The 301-nt window shown below is 41.9% G+C and carries 1 pseudogene; it reads left to right on the forward strand.

Features of this window, described 5'->3' with window-relative positions:
* Positions 1–301 (forward strand): annotated as a pseudogene (locus tag AOM43_RS06200) (RHS repeat domain-containing protein); the annotation flags it as partial.

Genomic DNA, 301 nt, shown 5'->3' on the forward strand with positions numbered 1-301 from the left:
CCTATATCTATGACGCCGATGGCAATCAAATAGAAACCAGCACCTATTCACATGCCGGTGTTAGCACAGTTAAAACGACCTATAATTGCCATAAACAACCCACTTCTGTCACCGATCCAGAAGGCAATGTCACACGCATAACCTATCGTTATGATTATAAAGATCAGTACGGCCTAACTGTTCCCTATTCAGAAACCACCGATCCCAAAGGAAACATAACCGTTTCCATTTACAACACACACAATCAAATTGCAACTCTGCAAATCAAAAATGCTCTCGGTCAAATTCTTCAACAGCGGGA

The sequence above is a fragment of the Parachlamydia acanthamoebae genome (assembly GCF_000875975.1).
Classification (GTDB): Bacteria; Chlamydiota; Chlamydiia; order Chlamydiales; family Parachlamydiaceae; genus Parachlamydia; species Parachlamydia acanthamoebae.